12 protein-coding genes are annotated in these 16019 nt (G+C 63.1%); 10 read left to right on the top strand and 2 right to left on the bottom strand.

Going from position 1 to position 16019, the window contains the following annotated elements:
- Nucleotides 1-155: 155 nt before the first annotated feature.
- Complete coding sequence (gene dapF / locus Q5H92_RS01210) at nt 156-956, top strand: diaminopimelate epimerase (RefSeq protein WP_305009652.1); 801 nt, start codon at nt 156-158, stop codon at nt 954-956.
- Between the two features lie 22 nt (nt 957-978).
- Here dapF and Q5H92_RS01205 read toward each other — a convergent pair whose 3' ends face one another.
- A complete protein-coding gene (locus tag Q5H92_RS01205) occupies nt 979-1707 on the bottom strand; it encodes an MOSC domain-containing protein (RefSeq protein WP_305009651.1) in 729 nt (242 codons plus the stop codon).
- A 198-nt stretch (nt 1708-1905) separates the two neighbouring features.
- On the opposite strand from Q5H92_RS01205, the gene Q5H92_RS01200 reads away from it, so the two are divergent.
- The 6 genes from Q5H92_RS01200 (at nt 1906) to Q5H92_RS01175 (ending at nt 12634) form a co-directional block, all read left to right on the top strand.
- A complete protein-coding gene (locus Q5H92_RS01200; protein WP_305009650.1) occupies nt 1906-2439 on the top strand; it encodes a GNAT family N-acetyltransferase in 534 nt (177 codons plus the stop codon).
- A 173-nt stretch (nt 2440-2612) separates the two neighbouring features.
- Nucleotides 2613-3917, top strand: coding sequence for a glycosyltransferase family 1 protein (locus tag Q5H92_RS01195; RefSeq protein WP_305009649.1), 1305 nt, complete (start codon nt 2613-2615; stop codon nt 3915-3917).
- A gap of 102 nt (nt 3918-4019) precedes the next feature.
- A complete protein-coding gene (gene glf / locus Q5H92_RS01190; protein WP_305009648.1) occupies nt 4020-5198 on the top strand; it encodes a UDP-galactopyranose mutase in 1179 nt (392 codons plus the stop codon).
- A 244-nt stretch (nt 5199-5442) separates the two neighbouring features.
- A complete protein-coding gene (secA, locus tag Q5H92_RS01185) occupies nt 5443-8853 on the top strand; it encodes a preprotein translocase subunit SecA (RefSeq protein ID WP_305009647.1) in 3411 nt (1136 codons plus the stop codon).
- 246 nt (nt 8854-9099) lie between these two features.
- Nucleotides 9100-10776: a T9SS type A sorting domain-containing protein gene (locus tag Q5H92_RS01180; protein ID WP_305009646.1), complete on the top strand. Its 1677-nt coding sequence runs from the start codon at nt 9100-9102 to the stop codon at nt 10774-10776.
- A gap of 166 nt (nt 10777-10942) precedes the next feature.
- Nucleotides 10943-12634, top strand: coding sequence for a T9SS type A sorting domain-containing protein (locus Q5H92_RS01175; protein WP_305009645.1), 1692 nt, complete (start codon nt 10943-10945; stop codon nt 12632-12634).
- Between the two features lie 105 nt (nt 12635-12739).
- Here the strand turns inward: Q5H92_RS01175 and Q5H92_RS01170 are convergent, their stop codons facing one another.
- Nucleotides 12740-13180, bottom strand: coding sequence for a hypothetical protein (locus Q5H92_RS01170; protein ID WP_305009644.1), 441 nt, complete (start codon nt 13178-13180; stop codon nt 12740-12742).
- 144 nt (nt 13181-13324) lie between these two features.
- Between Q5H92_RS01170 and deoC the strand changes: the two genes are divergently transcribed.
- The 3 genes from deoC (at nt 13325) to Q5H92_RS01155 (ending at nt 15913) form a co-directional block, all read left to right on the top strand.
- Nucleotides 13325-13993 (top strand): deoxyribose-phosphate aldolase, encoded by a 669-nt coding sequence (gene deoC / locus Q5H92_RS01165; protein ID WP_305009643.1) that lies wholly within the window; start codon nt 13325-13327, stop codon nt 13991-13993.
- Complete coding sequence (locus tag Q5H92_RS01160; protein ID WP_305009642.1) at nt 13974-14546, top strand: sporulation protein; 573 nt, start codon at nt 13974-13976, stop codon at nt 14544-14546. Before deoC ends, Q5H92_RS01160 begins: the two co-directional genes overlap by 20 nt.
- A gap of 176 nt (nt 14547-14722) precedes the next feature.
- Nucleotides 14723-15913, top strand: coding sequence for a M20 metallopeptidase family protein (locus Q5H92_RS01155; RefSeq protein WP_305009640.1), 1191 nt, complete (start codon nt 14723-14725; stop codon nt 15911-15913).
- Nucleotides 15914-16019: the final 106 nt, after the last annotated feature.

The following is a 16019-nucleotide window of genomic DNA, read 5'->3' as shown; positions in this document are numbered from 1 at the left end:
GAACGTCATGCAGAGCGCAGCGAAGCATCTCGCGTGGGGTAGTAACTCAAACGTCAGAATCAGTGGTCGCACGCGAGATGCTTCGCTGCGCTCTGCATGACGGTCCCTAATCTTTCATCGCAGGGCTACTTTTGCAAGCGTTAAACACCACTCAAATGCAATTCCATAAATACCAAGGCACCGGCAACGACTTCGTCATCATCGACGACCGCGCCCGCCAGTTCGACGAAACCGACCAAGCCCGCATTGCCCACCTCTGCCACCGCCGCTTTGGCATCGGGGCCGATGGGCTGATGCTGCTGCGCAACAAGGAAGGTTTCGACTTCGAAATGGTGTATTTCAACGCCGACGGCCTGCCCAGCTCCATGTGCGGCAACGGCGGCCGCTGCCTCGTGGCCTTCGCCAAGTTCCTCGGCGTGATTCAGGACCAGGCCCATTTCCTGGCCGTGGATGGCCCCCACGACGCCCGCGTGGAGCCCGACGGCACCGTACGCCTGCGCATGATTGACGTAAACGCCCCCGTCGAAGCCGAAGTAGGGGAGGAGGGCGACGTGTTTCTGCACACCGGCTCGCCCCACCACGTCCACTTCCTCGACGCCGAAGAGCACCCCACGCTGGCCGAATTCGACGTGTACGGCACCGGCCACGACATTCGCTATGACCAGGCCTACGACCCTGCTGGCACCAACGTCAACTTCGTGGAAATCCCCGCCGACCCCGCCCACCCCTGGCCCGTGCGCACCTACGAGCGCGGCGTCGAAAACGAAACCTTCTCCTGCGGCACCGGCGTCACGGCCGTGGCCCTGGCCGCCTCGCAGCGCGGCGCCGCCTCGCCCGTGCGCCTGAGCACGCCCGGCGGCGAGCTGGCCGTGTCGTTTGAGCCGCGGGCCGATGGCGGCTTTAAGAACGTATGGCTGAGCGGGCCAGCGGTGCGGGTGTTTTCAGGGCAGATTTAACGTTTTCTGCTTCTGCCCGCCGCTATTCGGCATTAGGTCCTTGCAGGCGGTTGGCATCGTCGTTGAGGGGCAAGACGCCGGACAGGCGGCCTTGCATCTTGCGTAGCCAGTGCTGGCCCAGCGCGGGACAGGCGGCCAGCTCCGCTACCAGGGCGCGGTTGTGGCGCTGCTCGTACTTGGCGCTGTTGGCGCGCGCCACGGTCCATTCGGGATAAGGGCGTTCCAGCAATTCCAGGCTGCTGGTGGGCTGGATATGGCCGGGCCTGAGCACGCGCATGTACCAGCCGGTGAAACCGGTTTCCTGCAGCCACTGCGAAAGCAGCGGTGCCTGCCAGCGGCGGGCAATTTTCCAGCAAGGCGAGCGGGGTTGCGAAACCTGCACGGTGGCCTCCCCGAACTGGAAAATGTCGCCGATGCAAACGTCCGATTCCGTCCATGGGCCGGCCAAAGTCAGGTTTTCTCCGAAGCTGCCTGCTGGCATGGCCTGGCCCAGTTGCGCGCTCCAGTGTGCATAATGCACTCCTGGATAAACGCACAGGGCTTGGTCGGGGCCGCCATGATTGCGCAAGTCGGCTTGCTCGTCACCGTCAATGTTCAATTCCGACAACCAGTGCGGTGCGGTTATTGGCTCCTTCAGCAGGGCGGTGGTCCAGGCCCGGTGCAGCGGGTTTGGGGCATCGGGCTCGCCCAAGGTGCGCGGGCGGCCCACTTGCAGCGAAGCCAGCGGCAGGGTGAGCAGGGGAGTGGCCATGTCGTTCAAATAGAAAGGATTCGTGTACCAACGCGGAAAGAGGCCATTAAAGTACTGCTCCCATGCAATGGTTGCTGCTGCTGCGGGCGAAACGCCGCTTGCTTTCAGCGCCCTTTGGTTAATTCGTGCAATGGCGCGCTTCGCCAACCAGCTTCGCATTTGTACCAGACGAGTTTCTTTCAAATTTCTATTTTCCCAATGCCGGCTTCTCGTCTTATTCACCTCCGCGCCCTCGAACCCACCGACCTCGACTTCCTCTACGCGCTGGAGAATGACCGTGACATCTGGGGGGTGTCGGACACCTTGGCGCCCGTGTCGCGGCATGAGTTGCGAGAGTACTTGGTCCATGCGGCTGCGGATATATACGTAGTGCGCCAGCTGCGGCAGGTGATTACTACTGAAATTGGCCAGATTCCGGTCGGCGTAATCGACCTTTTTGAGTACGACCCGTTGCACCAGCGGGCCGGTGTAGGCATCACCATTCTGGCCAGCGAGCGGCGCCACGGCTACGCCCGGCAGGCCCTCGGGCTGCTGAAAAAATACGCCCGCGAAGTACTGCGGCTGCACCAGTTGTATGCCACTGTCGGGGCCAGTAACGGGGCCAGTATGAGGCTGTTTCAGGCGGCGGGATTCCGACGCGTGGGCACACGGCGGCAGTGGCTGCGCACCCCCAGCGGCTGGGCCGATGCCGTGGAATGGCAGTGCTTGCTAGGGGATGAAGGCAACGAATAAGAACGGGATTTTAATAATGTATACTTGTTTATATACTTATTGCTACCCAATCTAGCCGATAAGCTCAACCATATCCTTCGGCCCGGCGGCTGCGTATAGAGTGGCAAGCGCCCCGGTTACTATCCGATTATTACCCCGGAGCGGCGCGAAACTCCTTTTTCCTGCCAGTTTTCATGCCCCCTTCATCGACGGTGGAAGTGCCTTTGCGTGCCTCTGCCACCGCTGCCCGGCCCAGCGCATCAGCCGCCGAAACCACTTCTCCCTATACCCTGCTCGACCTGGTTTGCTTTGCGCATTTGCATTGGGACTTTGTGTGGCAGCGGCCCCAGCATTTACTTTCCCGCTTCGCCCAGCATGGCCGCGTGTTCTACGTGGAAGATGCGTTTTACCACAACGACGACCTCATCGAGCCGCACGTTGAAATCAAACTTCGGGACAATGGGGTGAAGGTGGTGGTGGTGCACTTGCCCCAGCGCCTGCGCTCCGATGAAAGCGCCGCCGACCAGGCCCAATTCGAAGTGCTCAGCCATTATTTCAATGAGCAGGGCGTTCGGGATTACATTTTCTGGTACTACACGCCGATGGCTCTCGGCAAGTCGCGCCAGTTCACGCCCAAGCTCACCGTGTACGACTGCATGGACGAGCTGGCCGCCTTCAAATTCGCGCCGCCCGAGCTGAAAAAACGCGAGCTGGAACTGTTCGAGAAAGCCGACCTTGTGTTCACCGGCGGCCACACGCTCTACGAATCGAAGCGCGAGCAGCACAACGACGCGCACCCTTTCCCGAGCAGCATCGACAAGGCCCATTTCGGCCAGGCCCGCGGCCCGCTGGCCGAGCCCGCCGACCAGGCCAAGATTGCGCACCCGCGCATCGGCTTCTTCGGCGTGGTGGATGAGCGGCTCGATATTGAGTTGCTCCGCGAACTATCGCAGCAGCATCCAGAGTGGCAGTTTGTCATCATCGGGCCAGTGGTGAAAATTGACCCGGCTACGCTACCGCGCACGGCCAACGTACATTACCTCGGCGGCAAAGACTACAAGGAACTGCCGGCCTACTTAAAGGGTTGGGATGTGGCGACGCTCTTGTTTGCTGACAACGAAAGCACCAAGTTCATCTCGCCCACCAAAACCCCCGAATACCTCGCTGCCGGCAACCCCGTGGTGAGCACGCCCATCCGCGACGTGGTGCGCCCTTACGGCGACCTCAACCTTGTCCAGATTGCCGATAATGCCGCCGATTTCGGCAAGGCCATCGAGAAGGCCCTCACCCAGCGCGAAGATGCCGACTGGCGGAAGCGCACCGATGATTACCTGGCCACCATATCGTGGGACCAGACCTGGCAGCAAATGGTGGACTTGATGCAGGCCCGCCTCCACGCCAAAAAAGACGACGCGGCCACCACCACACAGGCCCACGCGCCGCTGATGGCCCCCAAAGTGTCGGAAGTGACGCTGCCGCCCATCACGCCCGCTTCGTAGCCGGACGCCGGTTTGTTCATGCTGGCTACAGGTAGTCAGTTTCTTATTGCCTCATTCCCTCCCGATAGTCCATTCCTTACCACATTCCATACCCTACGCACCATGTTTGATTACCTCATCGTTGGGGCCGGTTTTGCCGGCAGCGTGCTTGCCGAACGGCTGGCCACCCGCAGCAACAAAAAAGTCCTCATCATCGACAAGCGCAGTCACATCGGTGGCAACGCCTACGACCATTACAACGAGGACGGCATCATGGTGCACAAGTACGGTCCGCACATCTTCCATACTAACTCGAAGGACGTATTCGACTACCTCGGCAACTTCACCGACTGGCGTCCCTACGAGCACCGCGTGCTCGCCTCGGTTGATGGCCAGATGGTGCCCATGCCCATCAATCTCGACACCATCAACAAGCTCTATGGCCTGAACCTGACCAGCTTTGAGGTAGAGGAATTCTTCGCCTCGGTGGCCGAACCGGTGGACGTTATCCGCACGTCGGAAGATGTGGTGGTGAGCAAGGTGGGCCGCGAGCTGTACAACAAGTTCTTCAAGAACTACACCAACAAGCAGTGGGGCCTCGACCCCTCGCAGCTCGATAAATCGGTGACCTCGCGCGTGCCTACCCGCACCAACCGCGACGACCGGTACTTCACCGATACCTACCAGGCCATGCCCCTGCACGGCTACACCCGCATGTTCGAGAAGATGCTCGACCACCCGAACATCAAGGTGATGCTGAACACAGATTACCACGAAATCATGGATTTCATTCCGTTCAAGGAAATGATTTTCACCGGCCCCGTAGACGAGTATTTCGACTTCAAGTTCGGCAAGCTGCCCTACCGCTCGCTGGAGTTCAAGCACGAGACGCTGAGCAAGGAAAAGCACCTCGCCGCGCCGGTGGTGAACTACCCCAACGACAACCTCTACACGCGCATCACCGAGTTTAAGGCCCTCACCGGCCAGGAGCACCCCAAAACGGCCCTCGTGTACGAGTACCCGCAGGCCGAGGGCGACCCGTACTACCCCATCCCGATGCCGGAAAACGCCGAGCTGTACAACAAGTACAAGAAGCTGGCCGACGAGACGCCCAACGTGCATTTCGTGGGCCGCCTCGCTACCTACAAGTACTACAACATGGACCAGGTAGTGGCCCAGGCCCTGACGCTCTACAAAAAGCTGACGGAGAAGGAAAACGCCGCCAAGCCGGCGCTACCCGCCATTTCGGGCAGCACCGCGCTGGTAGAAAAGCTCATCAGCCGCTCGCCGAAACAGGAGTAGCCCGTAGCGTGGACTCTGCGAGTCCGCACCTCGCCGCGAAGCGGCGAATGCAGGCCCGCAAAACGCCTGCACAACCATCATAACAATTATTCGCTGCTACGCACCGAGGCGCGGACTCACAGAGTCCACGCTACAGAAAAAGCCCCGCCAATTTGGCGGGGCTTTTCGTTTTGGGACGGTTTTAGCGGAAGGCTGCGTAAATTTGAGGTGCGCCCAAGGCGCTTATTCGCTAAAAGACTACCTAATGTTAGATTTTCTCGGCAAAACCATCGCCAAAATCTTTGGCTCCAAAGCTGAAAAGGACCTCAAGGATGTAGTGCCCTATGTGGCCCTCATCAACGCCGAATATGCCAAACTGGCCGGCCTGACCGATGACCAGCTGCGCGAGCAGACCGATATTGTCCGGGCCCGCATTGCCGAGCGCCTGGCCAGCCTCGATGGCCAGATTGGCGGGTTGCACCAGCAAATCGACACCCAGCCGCAGTTGGATGTGGCGCAGAAGGAGGTTTTGTTCGAGCAAATCGATGCCCTGGAAAAGCAGCGCAATAAAGACCTCGAAGCCGTGCTGCTGGAGGTGCTGCCCAACGCCTTCGCTATCGTGAAGGAAACGGCCCGCCGCTACAAGGAAAACGGCCAGCTGGTGGTAACCGCCAACGACCGGGACCGCGAATACGCCGCCACGCACGCCAACGTGACCTTCGAGGGCGATAAAGCCATCTGGAGCAACAAGTGGACGGCGGCCGGCGCCGAAATCACCTGGGACATGGTGCACTACGACGTGCAGCTCATCGGCGGCGTGGTGCTGCATCAGGGCAAGATTTCGGAAATGGCCACGGGCGAGGGCAAGACGCTGGTTTCGACCCTGCCGTCGTTCCTGAATGCGCTGTCGAAGCGCGGCGTGCACCTCGTGACGGTGAACGACTACCTGGCCAAGCGTGACTCCGAGTGGAACGCGCCCCTGTTCGAGTTCCACGGCATCACGGTGGACTGCATCGACAAACACCAGCCCAACACGCCGGAGCGCCGCGCCGCCTACCAGGCTGATATCACCTACGGCACCAACAACGAATTCGGCTTCGACTACCTGCGCGACAACATGGCGCGCGACCCCGAGGAGCTGGTGCAGCGCAAGCACCACTACGCCATGGTGGACGAAGTGGACTCCGTGCTGATTGACGATGCGCGGACGCCGCTCATCATCTCCGGCCCGGTGCCGCGCGGCGACGTGCACGAGTTCTACCAGCTCAAGCCGCGCATCCAGCGCCTGGTGGACGAGCAGAAGAAAATCGTGCAGAACTACCTCGTGCAGGCCCGCAAGCTCATCGCCGAAGGCAAAACCGGCGTGGAAGAAGGCGACAAAAACGGCGAGGGCGGACTGATGCTGTTCCGCGCCCACCGCGGCCTGCCCAAGAGCAAGCCCCTCATCAAGTTCCTGAGCGAAAGCGGCAACCGTGCCGTGCTCCAGGCCACCGAAAACCACTACCTGGCCGACAACTCGCGCCAGATGCCCAAGGCCGACGAGCCGCTGTTCTTCACCATCGACGAGAAGAACAACCAGATTGAGCTGACTGAAAAAGGCATCGATTTGATTACGGCCCAGGGCGAAGACCCGCAGCTGTTCATCATGCCCGACATCGGGATGGGCATTGCCGACATTGAGAAAAACGCCGCGCTTTCGGCCGAAGAGAAGCTCCAGCAAAAGGAAAAGCTGATGAGCGACTACAATGAGAAAAGCGAGCGGGTGCACACCGTGAACCAGCTCCTGAAAGCCTACACGCTGTTCGAGAAAGACGACCAGTACATCCTGAGCGAGGACGGCAAGGTGAAAATCGTGGATGAGCAGACCGGCCGCGTGATGGAAGGCCGCCGCTACTCCGATGGCCTGCACCAGGCCATCGAGGCCAAGGAAAATGTGCGCGTGGAAGACGCCACCCAGACCTACGCCACCGTGACGCTGCAGAACTACTTCCGCATGTACCACAAGCTGGGCGGCATGACCGGCACGGCCGAAACTGAAGCCGGCGAGTTCTGGGAAATCTACAAGCTCGACGTGGTGGTGATTCCCACCAACCGCGCCATCAGCCGCAAAGACTCCGACGACCAGGTGTACAAGACGGTGCGCGAGAAATACAACGCCGTGGCCCTGGAAATCCAGAAGCTGGTGGAAGCCGGCCGCCCAGTGCTGGTAGGTACTACTTCGGTTGAAATTTCCGAGCTGGTGTCGCGCATGCTGAAGCTGCGCGGCATCCAGCACCAAGTGCTCAACGCCAAGCAGAACCAGCGCGAGGCCGAGATTGTGGCCGCCGCCGGCTACCCCGGCACCGTAACCATTGCCACCAACATGGCCGGCCGCGGTACCGACATCAAGCTGCGCGAAACGTCGAAAGACGCCGGCGGCCTGGCCATCATCGGCACCGAGCGCCACGAAAGCCGCCGCGTCGACCGCCAGCTGCGGGGCCGCGCCGGCCGCCAGGGCGACCCGGGCACCTCGCAGTTCTTCGTGTCGCTGGAAGACAACCTGATGCGCCTGTTCGGCTCCGACCGGATTGCGAAGCTGATGGACCGCATGGGCATGGAAGAGGGCGAAGTGATTCAGCACTCGATGATTACCAACTCCATTGAGCGCGCCCAGAAGAAGGTGGAGGAAAACAACTTCGGCACCCGCAAGCGCCTGCTGGAATACGACGACGTGATGAACGCCCAGCGCGAAGTGGTGTACAAGCGCCGCCGCAACGCCCTGCACGGCGACCGCATGGAGGTCGATATCCTCAACATGATTTACGACGTGAGCGAGGATATCGCCGCAGGCCACAAAATCACGGGCGACTTTGAGGATTTCAAGCTCAACATCATTAAGGTTTTCGGCTACGACACCTTCCTGACGCAGCAGGACCTCACCGGCCTGCAGTTGCCGGCCCTCACCCAGAAGCTGTACGACGAGGCCCTAGGCTACTTCCAGAGCAAGAACGAGCACATTGCTACGAACTCGCTGCCGCTCATCAACGACCTGCTGAGTCAGAACGCGCCCTACGAGAACATCGCCGTGCCCTTCACCGATGGCAAGAAGCAGGTGCAGGCCATTGCCAACCTGCGTCGCGCCCAGGCCACCGGCGGCCACGACATCCTGCGCCAGATGGAGAAAGTAGTGGTGCTGAGCGTGATTGACACGGCCTGGACCCAACACTTGCGCCAGATGGACGACCTGAAGCAGGTGGTGCAAAACGCGGTGTACGAGCAGAAAGACCCGCTCTTGGTATACAAGTTCGAGAGCTTCGAGCTGTTCAAGCGCATGATTGCGAAGGTGAACGAGGAAACGACCAGCTTCCTTTTCCACGCCGACGTGCCGGTGCAGCAGGGCGCCGTGGGCACCAACGAGGAGCAGGACTACTACCTCGAAGACGAAGAGCAGCACACCAACTTCACCGTGGAGCACGAGAGCAACCTCGACTCGCTCGGCGCCGGCCCCGAGGACATGGGCCCCGACTACCAGACGCCCCAGGCCGCCGAGAAGCAGGTACCCGTGCGCAGCCAGAAAGTGGCCAACCGCAACGACAAGGTGAACGTGCAGTACATGGACGGCACCGTGAAGCGCGACGTGAAATACAAATCAGTAGAGCAGGACGTGGAAAGCGGCCGCGCCGTGCTGGTGGATTAAGCTGCGGCTTCGATGGAAAATGGGAACGCCCCGGCCGGATGGTCGGGGCGTTTTCATTCGAGAGAAACGTCTTTGCACAAAAACTGTCTCTGCCAATGCACGCACCAAGAAGGCTGGCGCTCGAGGCGGGGGCTGTGAAAGGGTTAGCCCGGTCTGGCATCAACTGCGAGGCTAGCCGGGTGGGCGGTCCCACGCGCTTTCATTCTATTTATTGCCTATTTTGTCAAAGTTTTAAGCAACTTGTCTATGCGTCTCATTTTTACTTTCATGTGTTTGCTGCTGGCCGCTGCGGTGGCTTCGGCCCAAGGGTCGATGTGGCGTTCGGCGGTGGCGCCGGGCATGAGCGCGTCGGCCGCTTATTCGTCCACGGTTATTGCTTCGGCGGTAGATGCGGCGGGCTATGTGTACCAAGCGGGGCAATTTTCGGGCGGCATCACCTTTGGTGGTACTACGCTCACCAGCGCCGGCAGCACCGACGTGTTTGTGGTGAAATGGAACCCCAACACGGCCAGCGTGGTGTGGGTGCAGCAAGCGGGTGGGCCCGGTCGCGACGCAGTGAATGGCCTAGCGCTGAACGGCAGCAGCGTATACGTGGTGGGGACGTATCAGAACACGGCCACTTTCGGGTCCCTGTCGGTGGCCGGCGCGGGCGCAGACGATGGATTCGTGGCCAAGCTTAACGACACCGGTCCGGCCGCCTCTTTTTATTGGGTGCAGGCCATCCGTAGCCCCGATGCTGAGGCCGCTACGGCTGTGGCGGTGGTGGGCAGTGCAGTGTACGTGACCGGGAATTTCAACAATACCATTGCCTTGGGCAGCAATAATCTCGCTACGGCCGGCGGGGTCGATGCGTTCGTGGAGAGGCTTAACGATAACGGCAGCGCACCCGCCGTGGCGTGGGCAGTGCGGGGCGGTGGCGCGGGGCTGGACGCCCCCTTTGGCTTGGCCTTGAACGGCACCAGCGTGTACATAAGTGGCTATTTTACGGGTCTTGCCGAAACCTTTGGCGCCACCACCTTGGCTTCGGCGGGCAGCTACGACGTGTTCGTGGCCAAGCTCACCGACGCAGGAACCTCGGCTGCTTTTGGCTGGGCCCTGCGGGCTGGCGGCACCGGCGATGACTTGTCATACGGCCTAGTGGCTAACGGCTCGGACCTCTACTTGGCGGGCGGTTTTGGGGGGGGCACGGCCGCTTTTGGCGCCACCACGCTTACCAACGCCAGCAGCCCCATCACCTTCACCGACGGCTTCGTGGCCAAGCTGACGGACGGGGGAAGCGGCGGCTCCTTTGTGTGGGCCAAATCGATAGGCGGTGCCGCCGGTGACTTGGCCGTGGGCCTCACCTACCAAACGGGCCACGTGTACGTCACGGGCTATTTCGCGGGCAGTGCGGCCATATTCGGCACGCATAGCCTGGCCTCGGCTGGCGGTAAGGATGTGTTTTTAGCCGGCTTGCTCGACCTGGGAAGCGCGGCGCAAGTACAATTGGCTGAACGTGCCGGCAGCGCCGGCGACGACCAAGGATTTTCAGTACAGGCGGTGGGAAATTTGCTCTACGTGAGCGGCGTGGCCTTAGTGCCGGCCGCTTTTGGGGCTTACGCGCTAGCCGGGCCAGTGGGCACGCCGGAAGGCTTTGTGGCCACGGTATACGCGGTACCCACTGGGGTGGCACCCGGGGCGGGGCCGGCCGTGGCTTTCGGCCTCTTTCCCAACCCCGCCCACGGCCGCGCCACCGTGCAGCTGCCGCCCGGCGCCGGCCCGGCCACCCTCACCGTGCTCGACGCCTTGGGCCGCGCCCTGCGTACCCAAACGGCCACTGGTTCAAAAGCCGAGTTGGACCTGATTGGGCTCGTGCCCGGCCTCCACGCCGTGCGCGTGGCGACCGGCGGCGGCACTGCCACCCAAAAGCTGGTGGTGGAGTAAGCTCATCTGAACCCATTGAGTAGATTATCCGAAGCCCCGCCCGCAAGGTGGGGCTTCTTTGCTTTTGGCGGGTGGTTAAACCCGTCGCCGCCGGGGCGGTCCATCGGAACAGCGCGGCCGGGCCGCCCTTTTTACTGTTCCAACTCTCCGTCATTCGATGAAAAAAATGTCTACGCTCCTGCGAAGCTTCCTGCTCAATGGCCTCTTATTGGGCAGCGGCCTCGCTCGCGCCCAGGCCCCCGCCTGGCAAAGCGCGGTGCCCGTGGCCTCGGCCGCCAACGGCGCCTATACCGTGACGGCCACCGCCCCCGACGCCACCGGCGCCAATGTGTACGTGGCCGGCTCCTTCACCGGCACGGTGGCCCTGGGCAGCTCTTTGCTCACCAGCTACGGCCTCGCCGATGCATTTGTGGGCAAGTGGAACGTGGCCAGCCGCAGCTTTGCCTGGGTGCAGCGCATGGGCGGGGCAGCCAACGACCAGGCCCTGGCGCTGGGTGTGAGCGGTGCCAACGTGTACGTGGCCGGCGTATTTGCCAACGCGGCCAACTTCGGCGGCACCACCGTGAGCACCAACGGCGCGGCCGATGGCTACGTGGCCAAATTTGTGGACGCGGGCACCAGCGCCGGCGTGGCCTGGGTGCAGGCCACCGGCGGGGCCAACGAAGACCGCGCCACCGCCGTGGCCGTGAGCGGGACCAGCGTGTACGTGGCCGGCACCTTCCGCAGCCCTAGCATGGCGCTGGGCAGCATCACGCTCAACAACCCCACCGCCACCGGCGGCACGGCGGGCCTGGCCCACTGCTTCGTGGCGAAGCTGGCCGACGCCGGCACCCGCAGCACCTTTGGCTGGGCGCGGGCCAACGGCGGCAACGCTGGCGACGACCAGGTGGCCGCGCTGGCCGTGAGCGGGACCAACGTGTACATGGCCGGCGATTTCGTGGGCAACATTCCCTTCGGCACCACCACGCTCAGCAGCAACGGCGGGCGCGATGCCTACGTGGCCAAGCTGGTGGATGGCGGCACCAACACCGCCTTCGCCTGGGCCAAAAATGCCGGCAGCACCGGCCCCGACCAGGCCACCGCGCTGGCCGTGAGCGGCAGCAATGTGTACGTGGCCGGCAGCTTCAGCGGGCTGGCCGTCTTCGATGCCCTGGGTTTGGTGAGCGCCGGGACTGTTAATGCCTTCGTGGCCCGCCTGACGGATGCCGGCCTGAGCAGCGCCTTCACCTGGGCCCAGCAGGCCGGCGGCACGGCTTCGGACCAAGCCACCGCGCTGGCCGTGAGCGGCAGCAGCGTGTACATGGCCGGCGCTTTTTCGAGCCCCACGGCGGCGTTTGGGAGCATCGTTCTAAACAATACTTCGCCCGGTGGGCGCGCCACCGATGTGTTTGTGGCCCGTCTGACCGACACCGGCACCATTGGCAACTACGTGTGGGCGCAGCAGGCCGGAGGCGCCGGCAACGACCAGGCCGGCGGCCTGTCTCTGGCGGGCACCACGCTCTATGTGAGCGGCAGCGCAGTGCCCCCGGCCACTTTCGGCAGCGTGGTTATTCCCAGCGGCACGGCCACTACGGTCGGTTTTCTGGCGTCGCTGGCTGCGGCGCCGCTGGCCACCCGGGCGGCCGAACTGGGCGGGATTGAATTATTTCCCAGTCCGGCCCATGCCACGGCCACGGTGCGGGCGCCCGTTGGGGCGGTACTCACCGTGCTCGACGCGCTGGGTCGCCCCGTGCGTACCTGCCCAGCTACTGCCAGCCCCACCACCGTGCTGAACCTCACCGGCCTGGCCCCCGGCGTCTACGCCGTTCGCATTAGCGCCGGGGCCCGCACGGCCACCGGGCGCTTGGTGGTAGAGTAGGGGCGCCTGGAACGGTGAAAAAAGGGCCCGCTGCATCTGCAGCGGGCCCTTTTTGTCACTGGCAAGTTGGTAGCCGGGAAGCGATGGTTGCCAATGCGGAAAAAGCTACTGCCGGGGCGGGCGGTGGGCGTGGTCCTGGCTGTCGGCCAGCCAGAGGCGGGCGGCGGCTTCGTCGGAGAAGAAGTAGGGGTAGAACTCGTGCTCGGCCTGCTGGCGCAGCAGGGTTTCGGTGCCAATGCTCTCGATTTCGGTCCGGTGGCTTTCATCGGCCACGCAGGCCATGAACACCGGCGAACTCAGTACCGACACCACCTGCTGGGCCAGCAGGCCGCCTAGCCACTCCAGCAGCAGGGGCGAATAAGCTTGTTGGGCGCGCATATCCAGCAGCCAGAACCGGCAGCGGTTGTGGTGCAGGGCGGCCGTCAGCAGCTCTTCCTGCGGGGGCAGCAGGCTGCGGTCGGGCACGTTGGCCATCCAGCGGCCCACCAGCAGGTTAGAGACGGGCTCGTAGGTGAGGGCAAAAACATCGGAGAAAACGTCGTTCATAGCAGGGGTTGATGAAGCAAAAGGCCGCGAGGTCGAAGCAAATTCGGCGGGTAGCCGATGGCGCAAGGCCGCGCCGCCGGAAATGGTTCAGTCCCGATGGCCGGGGGCGGCGCCCGGCCCGCCGAACCCGCTACCTTTGCGGGCATGAACCTCGCCGCCCGCCTCGACCACACCCTGCTGCGCCCCGACTGCACGGAGGCCGAAATCATTCAGCTCTGCGAGGAGGCCGTGGCCCACGGCTTCGCCAGTGTATGCGTGCCGCCCTGCTACGTGGCCCTGGCCGCCGCCAAGCTAGAAGGCACGCCCGTGCCGGTGGGCACGGTCATCGGGTTTCCGCTGGGCTACGCGGCTTCGAGCGTCAAGTTCAAGGAAGCCGAGGTGGCCTTGTATGACGGAGCCCATGAGCTGGACATGGTGATGAATATTTCGGCCCTGAAATCGGGTAAGACGGCCGCTATTCAGGACGAAATCCTGGACCTTGCCGACCTCTGCCACGTGCACCAGGCCCTGCTCAAGGTCATCATCGAAACCGCTTTGCTCACCGATGAGGAAATCGAGCTGGCCTGCCAGCTCTGCGTGGCTGGCGAGGCCGACTTCGTGAAAACCTCTACCGGCTTTGCCAGCCGGGGCGCTTCGGTGGCCGACATCGAGCTGATGCGCCGCGTGCTGCCCGAAACCATGCGGATTAAAGCCTCGGGCGGCATCCGCACCCGGGCGGCAGCCGAGGCCCTGGTGGCCGCCGGCGCCGACCGCCTCGGCTCGTCCAATAGTGTGGCCCTGATTGCTGAAGACCATGACCCGACCGTTGCTTAAGGTGCTGCTTTTTCCCGCGTTGCTCTCGTTGGTGGCTTGCGCCAGCACCGCCCAGCAGGCCCCGCAGGCCAGCGCCCCGCCCGATACCACCCGCAAGCCCGTGGCCACAGCCGCCCCAGCCCCCGCCCCCCTGCCCGCTGAGGACGTGACGCGGTACCGCCCCGTGTTTGCGGCGCCCAAGCCGCTGCCCGCCACGGCCGCCCCCGCCGCGCCCAAAACCGCCGTGGCGCCCACCGCCCACGTCAACCCCCAGGTGGAGCAGCGCCTACGCGACCAGGCCTACACCAACCAGAACGTGAAGTATGCCCAGGGCTACCGCATTCTGGTGTACCTCGGCCTGGAGCGCGACAAGGTGATGGCCATCCGGCGCACCATCATCGGCCGCTACCCCGACGAGACGGACTACATCGTGTTCAAGTCGCCGGTCTACCGCCTCTACATCGGCGACTACCTCACCAAGCTCGACGCCGCCCGCGGCCTGGCCCGCCTGCGCGGCCTCACGCCCAAGCTGGAGCTGGAACCCACCCAGGTGTTGCTAAACAAGAACCCGTAGGGGAGGAGGCGCGCGGGGACGTGTGGGTAAAAGAACGTCATGTTGAGCGCAGCGAAGCATCTTTACCGCTTCGTTGCTTCGATTGGTTTAGTATCGAGGTAAAGATGCTTCGCTGCGCTCAGCATGACGGCCTGATTTCACCGTTCTATTTATACCATCCTTGCCTCGCTATGCCCATGTCCGCTCTCATTCCCCGCATCCAAGCCCTCGCTACCCAGTACGCGGCCGATACCGTGGCCATTCGGCGCCACCTGCACGCCCACCCGGAGCTGTCGTTTGAAGAAACCAACACCGCCGCCTTTGTCACGCAGGAGCTGCAGAAGCTGGGCCTCACGCCCCAGCCCATCGCCAATACCGGCGTGGTGGCCCTGATTGAAGGCCAACCCGGCGGCCCCACCATCGCGCTGCGGGCCGACATGGACGCACTGCCCATTCAGGAAGCCAGCGACGTGCCTTATCGCTCAACCAACCCCGGCGTGATGCACGCCTGCGGCCACGACGTGCACACAGCCTCGCTGCTGGGCGCCGCGCGCATTTTGAACGAGCTGAAAGGCGAGTTTAAAGGCACCGTGAAGCTGATGTTTCAGCCGGGTGAGGAGCGGCTGCCGGGCGGCGCGTCGCTGATGATAAAGGAAGGCGTGCTCGAAAATCCGGCCGTGGGCCACGTGCTGGGGCAGCACGTATTCCCGCACTTGCCGGCCGGCAAAATTGGCCTGCGCCCTGGCCGCTACATGGCCAGTACCGATGAACTGTACCTCACCATCAAAGGCAAAGGCGGCCACGGCGCCATGCCCGAAATGAACCTCGACCCCGTGCTGGTGGCCGCGCACATCATTGTGGCCGCCCAGCAGGTGGTGAGCCGCCGCGCCAACCCCAAGATTCCCTCGGTGCTCAGCTTCGGCAAGGTCATCGCCAACGGCGCCACCAACGTCATTCCCAACGAGGTGTACATTGAGGGCACTTTCCGCACCCTCAACGAGGAGTGGCGCGCCGAAGCCCACCAGCACTTGCGCAAGCTGTGCGAGGGCCTGGCCGAGAGCATGGGCGCCGTGTGCGAGCTCGAAATCCGCCACGGCTACCCGTACCTGGAAAACGAGCCCGCGCTCACCGCCCGCGTGCGCGCCGCCGCCGAAGCCTACCTCGGCCCCGAAAACGTGGTGGAACTCGACCAGTGGATGGCCGCCGAGGACTTCGCCTATTTCTCGCAGGCGGCCCCAGCGTGTTTCTACCGCCTCGGCACGCGGCACGAAGACGGCCGCTTTGCCGCCTCGGTGCACACCCCCACCTTCGACATCGACGAGCAGGCCCTCACCACTGGCCCCGGCCTGATGGCCTGGCTGGCCGTGCAGGAGCTGGCCGGGAAGTAGGAGAGGGAGCACAGACCGTCGCGTCGGGCGCAGCCGAGACCTTTCGCTTGGGGTAGTGACTTAATCGATTGAATTAGTCAGGCCCGCGAGACGTATCGGCTGCGCC

The organism is Hymenobacter mellowenesis (assembly GCF_030581005.1).
Classification (GTDB): Bacteria; Bacteroidota; Bacteroidia; order Cytophagales; family Hymenobacteraceae; genus Hymenobacter; species Hymenobacter mellowenesis.
This window is presented reverse-complemented; position numbering and strand designations above follow the sequence as displayed.